Origin of the sequence: Nocardia paucivorans NBRC 100373, assembly GCF_000308675.1 — a bacterium.
Lineage (GTDB): Bacteria > Actinomycetota > Actinomycetes > Mycobacteriales > Mycobacteriaceae > Nocardia > Nocardia paucivorans.
In genome coordinates, this window is record NZ_BAGE01000001.1 from 89,214 (window position 1) to 103,062 (window position 13,849).

At 65.7% G+C, this 13,849-nt stretch carries 11 protein-coding genes; 3 read left to right on the forward strand and 8 right to left on the reverse strand.

The features are described from left to right. Nucleotides 1–97 precede the first annotated feature (97 nt). Nucleotides 98–3,418 carry a bifunctional lysylphosphatidylglycerol synthetase/lysine--tRNA ligase LysX gene (lysX, locus tag ON32_RS00345; RefSeq protein ID WP_040787911.1) on the reverse strand — a complete coding sequence of 1,107 codons (3,321 nt, stop codon included), beginning with the start codon at nucleotides 3,416–3,418 and terminating at the stop codon, nucleotides 98–100. Between the two features lie 171 nt (nucleotides 3,419–3,589). On the opposite strand from lysX, the gene ON32_RS00350 reads away from it, so the two are divergent. After that, nucleotides 3,590–3,811, forward strand: coding sequence for an RNA-binding S4 domain-containing protein (locus ON32_RS00350; protein ID WP_040787763.1), 222 nt, complete (start codon nucleotides 3,590–3,592; stop codon nucleotides 3,809–3,811). A gap of 49 nt (nucleotides 3,812–3,860) precedes the next feature. Here ON32_RS00350 and rraA read toward each other — a convergent pair whose 3' ends face one another. The 5 genes from rraA to ON32_RS00380 all read right to left on the reverse strand — a co-directional run bounded on the left by rraA (nucleotide 3,861) and on the right by ON32_RS00380 (nucleotide 7,727). Continuing rightward, nucleotides 3,861–4,349 (reverse strand): ribonuclease E activity regulator RraA, encoded by a 489-nt coding sequence (gene rraA, locus ON32_RS00355; RefSeq protein WP_040787765.1) that lies wholly within the window; start codon nucleotides 4,347–4,349, stop codon nucleotides 3,861–3,863. 71 nt (nucleotides 4,350–4,420) lie between these two features. Then, nucleotides 4,421–4,789 carry a DUF5313 family protein gene (locus ON32_RS00360; RefSeq protein ID WP_040787766.1) on the reverse strand — a complete coding sequence of 123 codons (369 nt, stop codon included), beginning with the start codon at nucleotides 4,787–4,789 and terminating at the stop codon, nucleotides 4,421–4,423. A gap of 112 nt (nucleotides 4,790–4,901) precedes the next feature. Next, complete coding sequence (locus ON32_RS00365) at nucleotides 4,902–5,822, reverse strand: CopD family protein (RefSeq protein WP_040787913.1); 921 nt, start codon at nucleotides 5,820–5,822, stop codon at nucleotides 4,902–4,904. Then, a complete protein-coding gene (locus tag ON32_RS00370) occupies nucleotides 5,822–6,418 on the reverse strand; it encodes a copper resistance CopC family protein (protein ID WP_051132705.1) in 597 nt (198 codons plus the stop codon). Before ON32_RS00370 ends, ON32_RS00365 begins: the two co-directional genes overlap by 1 nt. Before the next feature lie 673 nt (nucleotides 6,419–7,091). After that, nucleotides 7,092–7,727: a DUF6474 family protein gene (locus ON32_RS00380; RefSeq protein ID WP_040787770.1), complete on the reverse strand. Its 636-nt coding sequence runs from the start codon at nucleotides 7,725–7,727 to the stop codon at nucleotides 7,092–7,094. 196 nt (nucleotides 7,728–7,923) lie between these two features. Between ON32_RS00380 and ON32_RS00385 the strand changes: the two genes are divergently transcribed. Both ON32_RS00385 and htpG read left to right on the forward strand, forming a co-directional pair. Next, complete coding sequence (locus ON32_RS00385) at nucleotides 7,924–9,720, forward strand: TM0106 family RecB-like putative nuclease (protein WP_245550723.1); 1,797 nt, start codon at nucleotides 7,924–7,926, stop codon at nucleotides 9,718–9,720. Between the two features lie 9 nt (nucleotides 9,721–9,729). After that, complete coding sequence (htpG, locus tag ON32_RS00390) at nucleotides 9,730–11,736, forward strand: molecular chaperone HtpG (protein WP_040787771.1); 2,007 nt, start codon at nucleotides 9,730–9,732, stop codon at nucleotides 11,734–11,736. A gap of 190 nt (nucleotides 11,737–11,926) precedes the next feature. Here htpG and ON32_RS00395 read toward each other — a convergent pair whose 3' ends face one another. Both ON32_RS00395 and ON32_RS00400 read right to left on the reverse strand, forming a co-directional pair. Further along, entirely contained in the window at nucleotides 11,927–12,694 is a 768-nt protein-coding gene (locus ON32_RS00395; protein WP_040787772.1) for an SDR family NAD(P)-dependent oxidoreductase, read from the reverse strand. Between the two features lie 174 nt (nucleotides 12,695–12,868). After that, complete coding sequence (locus ON32_RS00400) at nucleotides 12,869–13,603, reverse strand: TMEM165/GDT1 family protein (RefSeq protein WP_040787773.1); 735 nt, start codon at nucleotides 13,601–13,603, stop codon at nucleotides 12,869–12,871. Nucleotides 13,604–13,849 lie beyond the last annotated feature (246 nt).

Here is a 13,849-nt window from a genome sequence, read left to right on the forward strand (position 1 = left end):
GATCTGGATGGTATCCGGACGCCTCCTCCTGCGTCCTGGCTCGTTCCCACCCTACTGGCGCCACCAGGGATGGGGAATATTTCCGGCGCTGCCGGATTCAGCGTGGTTTCACCAATGGGAACGGGAGGGTTTCGCGAATACTGCGGCCGGTGATCAGCATGACGAGTCGATCCACGCCCATCCCGAGCCCACCGGTCGGTGGCATGGCGTGTTCGAGCGCCAACAGGAAGTCCTCGTCGAGTTCCATTGCGTCCGGGTCGCCGTGGGCCGCGAGCAGCGATTGTTCGGTGAGCCTGCGCCGCTGCTCCACCGGGTCGGTGAGTTCGCTGTAGGCGGTGCCGAGTTCGACTCCCCACGCCACCAGATCCCAGCGCTCGGTGACGCCGGTAATACTGCGATGTTGCCTGGTCAGCGGCGATACCGAGGTGGGGAAGTCGATATAGAAGGTGGGTTCCTCGGTGCGCGACTCGACCAGATGCTCGTACATCTCCAGCACCATTTGGCCGGCGTCCCAGGCGTGTTGATAGGGCACTTCGGCCTTGTCGCACAATACGCGCAGTTCCTCCACCGGCGTCGCCGGGGTGAGTTGGGTTCCGATCGCCTCGGATACCGCGCCGTGCACCGTTTTCACCCGCCAGTCACCGGAGATGTCCACCTCCGCGAAGGTGCCGTCGCCATTCGGTCGCAACACCACCATCGCGCCGTTCGCCGCGATCGCGGCCTCCTGGATGAGTCGGCGGCAGATGTGCATCATGCGCTCGTAGTCGCTGTGCGCCTCATAGGCCTCGAGAATGGTGAATTCGGGGTTGTGACTGTAATCGACGCCTTCGTTGCGGAAAGTCCGTCCGATCTCGAACACTTTCTCCATACCGCCCACACACAGCCGCTTGAGATATAACTCCGGCGCGATGCGCAGATAGAGGTCGAGATCGTAGGCATTGATATGGGTGGCGAATGGTGTCGCATTTGCGCCACCGTGTACCTGCTGCAGGATCGGTGTCTCCACCTCCAGATATCCCAGCGAGTTCAGCGAGTCGCGCAGCGAACGCAGCACGGCGCTGCGTTTGGCCAGCACCTCCCGAATATCGGTATTGATCGCCATGTCGAGGTAGCGCTGCCGCACCCTGACCTCGGGATCGGTCAGCCCTTCCCATTTGTTCGGCAGCGGATGCAGACATTTGCCCAGCATCCGCCAATCCGCCGCGAGCAGGGACAGCTCACCGCGTCTGCTGTGTCCGAGTCGGCCGCTCACTTCGATCAGATCGCCCAGATCGAAGAACGCGCCGAATTCGGCGCTGCGCTCGATCCCCACCCGGTCGCGTTCGATGAGCAGCTGAATATCTCCGGTCCAGTCCCGGATCAGCGCGAAAATCACCCCACCGTGGTCGCGGATGCGCAGCAATCTCCCACAGACCCGGACCGTAGTGCCCAGCGGAGAATGTCGGGCCGCAGCGATGGTGTGCGTGGGCGGGTAGGCGACCGGATACGGGTCGATCTGCGCGGCGGCCAGACGCGCGAGCTTGTCCATGCGCACCTTGACCTGCTCCGGTCGCCGCGGCGCTCGTGTTTCCACCGCCCCTTCGACGAGATCGGGCGCGCTGCCGTCGGGGTGCAGTCCGGTGAGGGTCGCGGGTACCGATGTGCGCACACCGGTGTGGGCCATCGCCTCCGGTTCCCTACCGAACCGCGGCAGGAAACCCTCGGCCAGTGCGGCGGCCACCGCGACTCGTGGCAGCTGTCTGGATTCTTCGAACATGAAGAACCGGGGCACCCAGCGCGGCCGGTATTTCGCATTCGAGCGGTACAAGGCCTCCAACTGCCACCAGCGGGAGAAGAACAGCAGTACGCCACGCCACAGCCGAAGTATGGGACCGGCCCCGATTCGCCCGCCCTCTTCGAATACCGAGCGAAATACCGCGAAGTTCAACGACACCTTGGTGATGCCGTACAACTCGGAATTCAGGGCGAGCTGGGAAATCATCAGCTCCATGACCCCGTTCGGACCGGTGGGGTCGCGACGCATCAGATCCAGTGAGACGCCGGTGCGTCCCCACGGGACCAGCGACAGCATACCCAGTACCCGGCCCTGGGCGTCGACCGCCTCGACCAGCAGACAGTCCGAGTCCAGCGGGTCACCCAACCTGCCGAGCGCCATGGAGAAGCCACGCTCGGTCTCGGTATCACGCCAGATGTCGGCGCGGGCGGCGATGCGAGTGAATTCCTCGGCGGGGATATCGCCGTGCCGGCGAATACGTACGGTGACGCCGTGCGCGCGCAGTCGGTTCGCGGCCTGACGCAGTGGTTTCATCTCGGCCCCCGCCAGGGAGAAATTCCGGGTGTCCAGAACGGCTTCGTCGCCGAGGCGTAAGGCCGAGAGTCCGGCCCGCCGATATGCCGTCGCGCCGAGCTCGCTCGCGCCCATCACCGCCGGCGCCCAGCCGAACCGATCGGCCAGCCGCAGCCACGCGTCGATCGCTTGTGGCCACGCCTCTTTGATGCCGATCGGGTCACCACCGGCCAGGCAGACACCCAATTCGACGCGATAGGTGATCGCCGCTTTGCCGCTGGGCGCGAATACCACCGCCCGGTCCCGTCGGGTAGCGAAGTAACCGAGCGAATCCTCCACATCGGAGCGTTGCAGCAGGCCGCGGATCGCCGATTCGTCGAGACCGGTCATCGCGTTCGCCGCCCGCTGGGAACGCAGCAGGACGACGACCGCCGCCAAGAGGGCGATGGCACCGAAAAGGCCGAGCAGGAAATTGACGAAGGGGTGCGGATGCCCATCGAAGTGCTCGTTCTCCGCCAGTACCGCCGCGGTTACGCGGTAGAGCGCCCAGGCGGGTCGCTGTATCCCGGGCGGGAGGCTGCCGGGAAACAACTCCACCAGAACCCAGCCCCACAATGTGCCGATCGCGAGGCCGCCGACCAATATCCCGGCCGCTTTCCACCCCGCGTCGCGGCGCACTTTCGTGTAGAACTCCGGCCAGGCCGCGACCAGGACGGCGAGTATCAACAGATGCACCACCAGGGCCACCAGCGCGTGCATATCGCCGTGTCGGACGACGGCCATGGCGTTGACCACCGCATAGGAGCCGATATAGCCCAACAGGAGCCACCAGGCGACCCGTTTGCGACTGCTGATCGCGCCCGCGAGCAGGCCGACGATCAGCGCCCACATCAGGTTGGTATCCGGCGCGTCGAAGTAATAGCTATCGATATAGTGACGCGGTGCTCGCATGAGAAAACGCAGTGTGGGCGAAAGACTCCACAGAAAACACAGCACCGCGAACACGCCGAGTATCGATCCCGCGATATGCGGCACTTCCGAAAAACGCCCGTGCCCCCGATGGGGAACGGGTGGTTTCGTTCGTTGTGCCGGACTTGTGGCTTCGAGGTGTTGTCGAGCCTGCGTGGACATCACCTGACCAGTCTGTACACAGGGATGTCGGATATGCCATGCCTCTGGCGCGGCGTGTTCGTCGTCCTCGTGCGCCACTATCGTTGTCGCCGACAAAGGGAGGTGCTCGATGTCGTCGACGGGATGGGGTGGTGTTCGGCGAGTCCGAAAGGGGGAGTATGTATTTACTTCATGTCAGAACCAGTCGATGTACCGATCGATGACGAAATCATCCGACTCGGTCAATTCCTGAAACTGGCCAATCTGATCGACTCCGGATCGGAGGCCAAAACGGTGATCGCCGCGGGACTGGTGCGGGTGAACGACGAGGTCGAGTTACGGCGTGGTCGGCAGTTGCAGGTCGGTGATGTGGTCACCCTGGCCGGTCACCGGGCGCGGGTCGCCGCAGGATAGTGTGCGGCCGGCGCGCGAGGACGCCGACCGTCTTCCCTGCGTGACCAGGTCAGTCCTGCGCGCGGACCACTATGCCGTCGTGGTCGCTGTAGAGCATTTCGCCCGGAACGAAGGTGACACCGCCGAACTCGACGGGAACATCCTTTTCTCCGGCGCCGGTCTGGGTGCTCTTGCGCGGATTGGTGCCCAGGGCCTTGATGCCGATGTCCAGCGTGCGCAGGATGGCGGAGTCGCGCACCGCGCCATTGATCACGACCCCGGCCCAGCCGTTGGTCACGCCGCGGCCGGCGATGATATCGCCCACCAGGGCGGTGTGCACACTGCCACCGCCGTCGACGACCAACACCTTACCTTCGCCCGGCTCGCTCAATGTCTGCTTGACCAGCAGATTGTCCTGGAAGCAGCGGATAGTGGTGATCCGACCGGAGAAAACCGCCCGGCCGCCGAATTGGATGAACTGGGTATCGCAGCTGCGGATATCCGGGCCGATCTCGTCGGCCAGATCCGCGGTCGCCGTGTCATGCGCTGATTCGGTCACATAGTCGATTGTGCCGCCTCACCGAACCGGCCGTTCGGTCGGCCCGGTCTCCGGTTGGTTATCGCAATGCGCTATCCGTGCCGGTAGTGCCGGTTGTACAGCTGTCGATCACGCTCGGAAACCTTGCTGTGGTCGACCAGTTCGGGGTCGAGCCCGTGCTGGACCAAGCGGAACCGCCGCCACACATGGCTCAGTGCGACCGTGAAGATGATCAGTGGGACGATCATCATTCCGATGATTGCCACCTCGAGAGTGGTCGACCCACCGGGGAACAGCAGGATCAGTGCCAGGAGCGGAATGATCGGCCCGACGAAACGGACGAGGTAGCGTTCCATGGCCCCGTGACCGACGAGGTCGTGGAGCACCCACTCGTGCAGCTCCGCGGGAAGTTCGCGGCCCAGATCGTAGGCGATCCGTTGCTTGAAAGTGGGCTTTTTCATATCAATAGGCTATTCCTATGGTGTGCATCATGCCAGGGTGATTATGGACCCGACCGGCGGATATGCCCGGGTTGTCGCGCGGCTGACTTTTCCGGCGGTGACCGCTGACTTTTCAGGCGGTAACCGCCAAGGAAGCCGCCAACCCGAATGCCGGCGCCATCACCGTCAACTCCACCACCGCCCGCCGCAGCGATGCCTCGGCGGGCATTCGATGCGCCGCGGCCCGGATCACCCAGGTGCGCCGCCACCACCAGCCCAGCACCGACAGGATCACCAGGATCGAGGTCTTCGCCAGCAGTATTCGCCCGTATCCGGTGCTCACGAGAGGTTCGAGCCCGCCGATCCGGACCAGGCCGTTGACCACTCCGGTCGTCGCGATTACCGCGACCAAGGGCAGGGCCATCGCCGAATATCGAGGCAGGGTCACCGCCCAGTCGCCGCGACCACGCACCACCAGAGCCAATCCGATCAGCAGACCGAACCAGCCGGCCGCCGCCAGTGTGTGGATCGCGGCGAGGACCGACCCCAACGGCTGCTGGGACATATGCCCGGTGATCGGCCGCAGTACCAGGGTCACCGCGGCGAAGACCAACACCAGATCGGGTGTGACCTGCTCCGGTCGTCGGAAGGCGAACACCGCGTACCCGGTGATGGCGGCAGTGGCCATCAGAATGACCACTCCCACCTGGCCGCTACTGGTTTCGCCCAGGTAGATGCCGAAGTCGTGGAGGCCCATCGTCTCCGGCCCCACACCCACCACATCGGCCGCCTCGAAGACCAGCACCGTGAACTCGGTGCCGCACCAGAGACCGGCCAGCACGGCGAGCATTCGCCAGGGCACGCGGAGCCGGTCGTGTAGCCGAGGCAGCGCAGCCAACCCCAGCACCGCGGCGCCGGCCCCGTCGGCGCCGAAACGAACGGTGGCCGCGCCGGTGACCGTGGCCAATATCCAGGCGAGCGCCACTCCGAACAGCCCCGCCGGCACGATCGGCAACAATGCGGTGGGCCGAGCGTGCTCGGGGGTGGTACCGATCACCGGTTCGACTTGCCCTTGCCGCCGAACAATTTGGTCCCGAACAGGGCGAAGGCCAGCACGGCTCCGAACAGCACCACTACCCCGGCCACATACACCCAGGCCGGGATACCACCGGATCCCTCATCGCTTTGCTCCGCACCCGCCTTGGGGCCGGGAGTGCCTGTACCCGGAGTGGTCAGGGTGAAGGTGCGCTCGCCCTTGACCACATGGCCGTCCGCCGAGGTCACGCGATAGGCCACCCGGTAGACCCCGGCCGGACCGAGTTCCCCGAGCGGGACGCTGACCGTCTTGCCCTCGACGATCGGAACACCCTTCGACCACAGGTGCCCGTCCGGCCCGACAACGGTCATGGCCGGAAAATTCGGTTGAATGGGTTCGTTGAAGGTGATCGTCACCCGCGCCGGACCACTGTCGACGGTGGCGCCGTCCTCCGGTGAACTGCCGACCACCGCGGAATGCGCCAGGGCCGGGCCGGCGGCCGGACCCACCACGAGGAACAGCGCGGCGGCGACGAAGGCGAACAGCACGGCCACGGAGCGGGGGGTTGATGCGGGTCGGGGCAGAGCCCGGGCATGCGGGATCGAACTGTGCATGAGCGGATCGCTTTCTCTTCGAAGGGAACGGTCGGGCAACGCGTAGGCCCATCGGTGGAGCACGCGGTCCACCGGGCCCGTTCGGAGAAAGACGAAGCGATGCCACCGGATTTCCGTGACAGGTGCGCTGTTCGGCGCCGGGCGGCGTAGCAGGTGCGGTGAGAAGTATGCGCAACACTCGGGAGAGCAGCCGATACAGCCGTTCGGCGACGGCGATGGCGGCGGCACACAGCAGGGTCGCCAACATATGTGCGATCGCCGACCGGCAGGGCGCCGGCATATCGCCGAACGGCACACCACCGAATACCCCGGCAGCGTCCGGGTGGTGGTGGCCCGTCCCGGATGCGTGTCCCACCAGGGCGGTCAGGGCCATATGCCCGATGAGTTGTCCGGCGGCCAGGGTGGTGACGAGGCCGGCGAACGATGTCGAGCCGGAACCACCGCTATCGGGCCACGAGCGGTTGTGCCCGAGCGCCACGGAATCGACCGACCCGGCGGCGAATCCCGTGAGCGCCGCCGTCAGAACGAGTAGTGCGGCACCGGCGGTGGAAGGGTAGCCACCGCCGGATATACCGTGCGCGGCGAGGGCCAACGCGCCCGTCGTCGCGCCGACCGCGCAACCGCGGGGCGGACAGCCGGCCGACCGGGGGGACACGGCGGGGTGTCGAGCGGGTCAGGAGACGCCGAGGCGGGCCAGCACATCGGCTTCGATGGTGGCCAGTTCGGTATCGACGGAGGTATGCACTGCCCGGCGGCGCGCCGGCGGCAGCTGCTCGGCGGTGCGGATCGCCGTGGACAGGGAATCGAGGCGCTTGCGGGTCGCGGTGACGAATCGCTGCGCCCCGTCGGCGTCCTTGTTCGAGGTGATCTTGTCCAGCGCCGCCTCGGCATTGGCGATGCGCACCTTCAGCCGCCCACCGTGACCGGCGAAATCACCGAGCTGGTCCATGCCGATCCCCAGCTGTGCGGCACGTCGGGCATCGAGCTGCCCGCGTAGGTAGGTGGCGCCGCGGTAGGCCAGCGGAGCGAGTACGGGCAGCAGTATCCGCGCCACACTCAGGTACTTCTTGATCTGTGCCGGACCGAACGGGTCGCGTTCGGCCTTGGCGGCCAGTTTGAGCGCGGCCTTCTCCTCTGCCTGCAGGGTCGCGATCTGGGCCTTGGCGACCTTGCGCTGGGTGCGGGCTTCCGCGCGATGGCGTTTGCGGTCGTTCTTCGCGGCCAGTTTGGCCTCCAGCGCGGCCTTGTGCTTGAGGGCTTTCGCCTCGGCCCGGCGACTCGGCCGCCGCTTGCGCTTGAACAACCCCATCGAAGCCCTCCGTCATGCTGGTTCGCCATGGCGATACGGCGCGGGAACGGCGTCGTTCGCCCATGTCACACGGTCTGTCGACACCCTATCGGGTCGAGTGTCGCTCCGGCGAGCGGTGGGCTCGACCGTGGGTGCGGAATGGCTGTGGATATATGCGGTGGGCGGAAGTGTCGGGGGGAGGGACCATACTGCATGAGTGCAGCCGGGCAGTGCCGACCGCGAAGGTCACGAGAATTTGGACCATGAGGGTGGTATGGACGCCGACCGTGCCGGACGGGCGAACGGCGTTCGCACCAGTGGAGACGAGACGGGTTCTTCCGTTCGCGAGCACGCCGATCGGCGCGGTTCGACCCCGGTGTATCTCGACGCCCGCGGGCTGATCGGCTGTCGGCATCGACTCGGATTGGACGCGGCGCACCCGGAAATACTGGCAACGGTCCGAGAGGACCCGGGCGTCCAGCAACGTCGTATCGCCGCCGCGGAACATCGCGCGCGGGTACGCGACGCCCTGGTGTCGGCCGACCCCGAGAGCTGGGTGGTCATAGACCCGACATTGTCCGCGAGCGCGCGGGCGGAGGCCACTATGCGGGCCTGCGCCGCCGGAGCGCCGCGTATCTGGGGTGGACTGTTGCCGCAGGAACCCGATACCGGCAGGCGCGGTGGGGCGGAGATTCTGCTTCGCGACCCCGAGCGAGGTGGATATATCCCGGTGATCGTGGTCAATCACAAGGTGACCGACCCGCGCCGCCCGGAACCCGCCGACTTCCATCCGACCACCTCCGATCTGTACCGCTGGGATCCGCAACCCGACCCCCACCGCAAACTGCGTCAGCAGCCGCGTAACCAGCAGCGGTTGGCCCACCTGTATCGCATGTTGCAGCGCCATGGTCTGGCGAGCCCGGCGGTGGTGGGCGGAGTGATCGGCTACCACTTCGATCGGATACTGGTGCACGATCTCACCTCGGTCCTGGACGACTACGACCGCCGATACGCGGACCGAATCGCGGTCCTGCGCGGCCAGGCGCCGACGCTGCCGTCCAAGGTGCCCGAATGTCGGCAGTGCCCCTGGTGGACCCGCGGGGAGCCCGGCGGTTGCCAGGAGTGGCTGACCGCGCGGCGTGATGTCAGTGTGGTGGCGCCCGGTTCGCGCGCCGAGGTGCTGCGTGGTCACGGCGTTCGGACCATCGACGAGCTCGCCGCCTGGTCCGGGCCCGAACCCGACGACTGGCAACACGGTCCGTTCGAGGAGGCCGTGGTCACCGCTCGGGCCTGGCTCGCGGGTGCGCCGCTGGTTCGTCGGTTCGATCGGGTGCGGGTGCGCCGCGCCGATGTCGAGGTGGACGTCGACCTGGAGAGCTATCAGGAGGAGGGCGCCTATCTATGGGGCACCCTGCTCGAGGGACGGTATCGTCCGTTCGTCACCTGGGATCCGCTCCCGACCGAGGACGAGGGACGGTCCTTCGGCGAGTTCTGGACCTGGTTGATGCGGGTGCGGGCGGATGCCACCGCGGCCGGTAAAACTTTCGCCGCCTACTGTTACTCCCGCACCGCAGAGGACAAATGGCTCTTCGAATCGGCCCGTCGGTTCGCCGGACGTCCTGGAGTGCCCACGGTCGAACAGGTCACCGAGTTCGTGAACTCCCCCCAGTGGGTGGATATGTTCCAGGCGGTGACCGACCAGTTCATCTGCCCGAGCGGTAAGGGTCTGAAGAAGATCGCCCCGGTCGCCGGTTTCTCCTGGCGCGATCCGGAGGCCAATGGGGAGGCGTCGATGACGTGGTATCGGCACGCGGTCGGCTACGACGGCGAGCCCGATCTCACCCAGCGCACCCGGCTGTTGGAGTACAACGAGGACGATGTGCGTGCCACCGCCGTGCTACGGGAGTGGATGACCCCCCGCACCCCCCGCGAGCACTGTGCCGAACGCGAGGTGCCCGCGCTGGCCGATTTCACTCGCTCGGGTGGCGCGGTTTTGTCCTCGGCGGAGTCGTAATATTTCGACGTGACCGATAACGTCGAACACCTCGAGTTTCAAGCCGAGACCCATCAGCTGCTCGAGCTGATGATCCACTCGGTCTACTCCAACAAGGACACCTTTTTGCGGGAGCTGATATCCAACGCTTCCGACGCATTGGACAAGCTGCGGCTGGAGTCCTACCGGGACAAGGATCTGCATGTCGACACCACCGACCTGCACATCGAGCTGGAGGTCGACAAGGATCAGCGGATCCTGACGGTCAAGGACAACGGTATCGGCATGTCACGTGCCGAAGTGGTGGATCTCATCGGCACCCTGGCCAAATCCGGAACCGCGGAGCTGCGCAAAAAACTGAACGAGGCCAAGTCCGAGGCCGCGGCCGAGGAATTGATCGGCCAGTTCGGTATCGGTTTCTATTCGACGTTCATGGTGGCGGACAAGGTCACACTGACCACCCGTCGCGCCGGTGAAACCACGGGCACCCGCTGGGAATCCACCGCGGGCAGCTCCGGCTACACCATCGAAACCCTCGATGATGTCCCGCAGGGCACGGCGGTATCGCTGCATCTCAAACCGGTCGATACCGAGGATCATCTTTTCGACTACACGCAGGAGTGGAAGCTCCGCGAGATCGTCAAGAAATACTCCGATTTCATCGCCTGGCCGATCCGCATGAAGGTGGAGCGGACCGTCACCGAAGGGGAAGGCGAGGACAAAAAGGAGAAGACGGTCACCGAGGAGCAGACCCTCAACTCCATGAAGGCGTTGTGGACCCGCCCCCGCGGCGAGGTCTCCGACGACGAATACAAAGAGTTCTACAAGCACATCTCGCACGCCTGGGACGATCCGTTGGAGGTCATCCCGCTCAAGGCCGAGGGCACCTTCGAATACCAGGCGCTGCTGTTCCTGCCGTCGCAGGCGCCGTTCGACCTGTTCACCCGGGAGCACAAGCGCGGGGTTCAGCTCTACGTCAAGCGGGTGTTCATCATGGACAACTGCGAAGAGCTGATGCCGGAGTACCTGCGCTTCGTCAAGGGTGTGGTGGATGCGCAGGATCTGTCGCTGAACGTCTCGCGCGAGATTCTGCAGCAGGACCGGCAGATCCAGATGATCCGCAAGAGGCTGGTCAAGAAGGTGCTGTCCACCGTCAAGGACATGCAGACGGCGTGGCTCGAGGCCAAGAGCGCCGAGACCGACAGCGAGGAGTCGGCGAAGACCGAGCAGGACAAGTATCAGGTGTTCTGGCGGGAGTTCGGCCGCGTCCTCAAGGAGGGTCTGCTGTCGGACTTCGACAACCGCGAGACCATCCTGCAGGTGTCGTCGTTCGCGTCCACGCACTCCGAGACCGAGCCGACCACGCTCGCCCAGTACGTGGAGCGGATGAAGGACGGTCAGGACAAGATCTTCTACATGACCGGCGAGTCCCGACAGCAGGTCGAGAGCTCGCCGCATATGGAGGCGTTCAAGGCCAAGGGCCTCGAGGTGCTGATCCTCACCGACCCGGTCGACGAGATGTGGGTCGGTTCGGTGCCGGAATTCGACGGCAAACAGTTCCAGTCCATTGCCAAGGGCGAAGTGGATCTGGAGACCGAGGAGGAGAAGAAGGAAACCGAACAGCTGCGTGAACAGCAGGACAAGGAGTTCGCCGACCTGCTGTCCTGGCTGGGCAAAACGCTCGAGGAGAACGTCAAGGAGGTGCGCCTGACCAACCGGCTCACCACTTCGCCCGCCTGCCTGGTCGGTGATGTCTTCGACTTCACGCCGACGCTGGAGCGGATGTACCGCGCTTCCGGGCAGCTGCTGCCCACAACCAAGCGGATCCTGGAGCTCAACCCGACCCACCCGCTGGTGACCGGGTTGCGGGATGCCTACGACAGCCGCAAACAGGATGCCGACGCGGGCAAGGTGCCCGAGCTCACCGAAACCGCCGAGCTCCTCTACGGCACGGCGGTCCTGGCCGAAGGCGGTGAACTGAAGGATCCGGCGAAATTCGCCCATATCCTCACCGATCGGCTCACCCGCACGCTGTAGTCGTCGAGTGGTTCGCCCGCGGGTTCGTGTGCTCGTTCATACGGCCCGCGGGCCCTTGACGATCGTGTGCGACCGAGTGATGGTGCCGGTCGATCTTCGCGGTATATCGGGGTCGATACCCCCATGACAACGTCCGTCCTTCCGGCGTGGTGGCCGGAAGGGCGGACGTCGGGAAATCGCGCGGAAGTGATTACCGCGGCGCCATGCGCAGGGCGCCGTCCATCCGGATGGTCTCGCCGTTCAGGTAGTCGTGCTCGACGATGTACTGCGACAGCTGGGCGTACTCATCGGGACGGCCCAGGCGCGAGGGGAACGGCACGCCGGCCTCCAGGCCCTTGCGGTATTCCTCGGTGACACCGGCCAGCATGGGGGTGTCGATGATGCCGGGGGCGATGGTGTTGACCCGAATACCGAATTGGGCCAGGTCGCGGGCGGCCGGAACGGTCATACCATGCACACCACCCTTGGACGCCGAGTAGGCGATCTGGCCGATCTGACCCTCGAACGCGGCCACCGAGGCGGTGTTGATGATCACACCGCGCTGGCCGAACTCGTCGACGGGCTCGGTCTTGGCGATGGCGTCGGCGGCCAGCCGCATGACATTGAAGGTGCCGAGCAGGTTCACGGTGATCACCGTGCGGAACAGTTCCAGGTCGTGTGGGCCGTTCTTGGACAGAATGCGTCCGGCCCAGCCGACACCGGCGCAGTTGACCACGATACGCAGCGGCGAGCCCGATTCGACCACCTTGGCGACGGCGGCCTCGACCTCTTCGTGGCTGGTGACATCGGCGGCGAGGAGGGTGACCCCGTCGGGCACATTGTCGCCGGCCCGCTCGATCGACTGCGGTACATCGAGCCCGAAGACAGTGGCGCCCAGTTCGGCGAAGCGCTTGGCGGTGGCGGCGCCCAGCCCGGACGCGCCTCCGGTGACGATGGCGGCGGAACCCGAAATCTCCACGATGGTCCTCTCGTTCGTGACAAGCCAGTTGGCATTACGTCAATTGCACCCTAACCGACCCGACCGGACACGGTCCCGTGGCCGGCCCTCGTCGGGTTGAAGTGCAGGTAGAGATCCATTCTTCGGGCTCGGCCGGATATCGGCCCGCGGTCCGCGTGGTCGGGAGCGGACCCCTTACCGAAGATCATCCGCCCGTTGGGTCGGGATCTCGGCAGGGCTCGCCGAGGCGGTGGGCAGTTCGCGTGTCCGACGGCCGAGGGTCGCCCACAGCACCGCCCCCGCGATGAGCGGCACGAGCAGCGCGATGGTTGCGGCGGGCAGGAGCCCGAGGCTCGGCAGGCCGGTGTCGAGGGCGGTGAGTGTGCCGATGAAGAGGAACAACAGGCCGGAGCCGATACCGATGGCACGTTCGGGTAGGTGTTTGCCGACCAGAATGCCGAGGGCGAGGGCCAGCGCGTCGGCGGCCACCATGCCGATGGTGGAGCCGAGCCAGACCCCGGCCCACGAATTCTCCGTGGCCAATGCCGCGGTGGCGAACATGGTGCGGTCGCCGAGTTCGGCCAGCAGGAAGGCCGAGACCACCACGAAGAACGGGGCGGCGGTGGTGAACCGGGACGGTGACGACTGCTCCTCGGGGGTGTCCGTGGCGAGCTCGCGCAGCGTCCAGAGGCCGACGGCGAGGAAGGTCAGGGCGGCGAGGAAGGCGATCGCATCGGCGGGCAGCGCCGTGCCGAGGAAGTGGCCGATCGTCACCGAGATGAGGTGGACCGCCGCGCTGGCCGCGGCTATCCCGCCGAGTACGACCCACCAGCGGTAGCGCAGGGCGAACGTCAAGGCCATCAGCTGGGATTTATCGCCCAGTTCGGCCAAGAACACGATGCCGATGGCGAGTCCGATGGTGGCGATCATTTCTGGCTGTTGCTCCCGTTTCTTCGGCCTGCCGGCCGGATACGGGTACGCCTCCGGCCGACAACGTAGGGCTTGTTCGGCCGAAGGTCTCGCCCACCGAACGCCGTCGGTTCACGCAACCGGACCCAACGGGTGTGGGTCAGTATGTCGATTACGTGATTGGGGGCTACTCCCCTTCGTTATCGGCAACTGTACCGCAGCATTCCGGCGCCGACAACGAGGCGGTATCGAAAAGTCAACCGTCAC

Excerpts from the sequence above, each read along its gene's own strand:
- ON32_RS00370 (WP_051132705.1), bottom strand. The coding sequence starts at position 6,418 with ATGCACAGTTCGATCCCGCATGCCCGGGCTCTGCCCCGACCCGCATCA.
- ON32_RS00380 (WP_040787770.1), bottom strand. The coding sequence starts at position 7,727 with ATGGGGTTGTTCAAGCGCAAGCGGCGGCCGAGTCGCCGGGCCGAGGCG.
- ON32_RS00360 (WP_040787766.1), bottom strand. The coding sequence starts at position 4,789 with ATGAAAAAGCCCACTTTCAAGCAACGGATCGCCTACGATCTGGGCCGC.
- lysX (WP_040787911.1), bottom strand. The coding sequence starts at position 3,418 with ATGTCCACGCAGGCTCGACAACACCTCGAAGCCACAAGTCCGGCACAA.
- ON32_RS00350 (WP_040787763.1), top strand. The coding sequence starts at position 3,590 with ATGTCAGAACCAGTCGATGTACCGATCGATGACGAAATCATCCGACTC.
- ON32_RS00400 (WP_040787773.1), bottom strand. The coding sequence starts at position 13,603 with ATGATCGCCACCATCGGACTCGCCATCGGCATCGTGTTCTTGGCCGAA.